Raw genomic sequence first — 717 nt, 5'->3', positions numbered from 1 at the left:
ATTGCGCGGGTCCACTAACGCGAGGGTAATCCAGTGCGCTTCTAGCGCGGGCTTGGTTGCGCCTTCCACTTCAACCACGGTTTCCCAAGCGGATTGCAAAGATACCGCGCGTTCCGTCAGGCCGATTAAACGAAATTTGCCGCGCACGCGTGTTCCGGATTTGACGGGACTCAGGAAACGCACGCGCTCGAAGCCGTAATTGACGCCCATGCGGGTCCCTTCCACGCCCGGCATGGCGTCGAAAGCGAGGGTCGATAGCAATGACAGTGTCAGGAAGCCGTGCGCAATCGTTCCTCCGAACGGAGTTTCAGCCTTGGCGCGCGTCGGATCGACATGGATGAACTGATGATCTCTAGTGGCGTCAGCAAATGTGTCGATCATGGATTGATCGACGACTAGCCAATTCGACGTCAATTCACTGCCGTTGAGAAGCTTTCGGTATTCTTCCAGTGCTATCAATTTGCTGCGGATCGCCTCGGCCTCTGCAGCCCGTTCCGTATCTGACACTCTTGCTCCCTCGGACACCCAAGTCTCGCGGCGTCCAACCATGACCCCGCTGTCGCCCTCCTGGTCCCAGAGGTAGCATATGGGCAATGCGTCAATCACGCTAGGTAGGCAACTACGCGGCGATGCCGATGCCTTTTGATGCGAGGCTCCGCCGCCTCGTCCAGCCGAGAAGGGGTAAAACAAGTGGCCTGATTGCTGCGACCAATGTCC

1 protein-coding gene is annotated in these 717 nt (G+C 57.9%); it reads right to left on the bottom strand.

Annotation, left to right across the window (positions count from 1 at the left end):
• Window positions 1-507 (bottom strand): MaoC family dehydratase (locus KIP88_RS45920; protein ID WP_374226621.1); only part of this gene is annotated, 507 nt, incomplete at its 3' end.
• Window positions 508-717 lie beyond the last annotated feature (210 nt).

This window comes from Bradyrhizobium sp. SRL28 (genome assembly GCF_018596315.1).
Taxonomy (GTDB): domain Bacteria; phylum Pseudomonadota; class Alphaproteobacteria; order Rhizobiales; family Xanthobacteraceae; genus Bradyrhizobium.
Note: the sequence above shows the minus strand (reverse complement) of the source record. Positions and strands in the feature narration are given on the sequence as shown.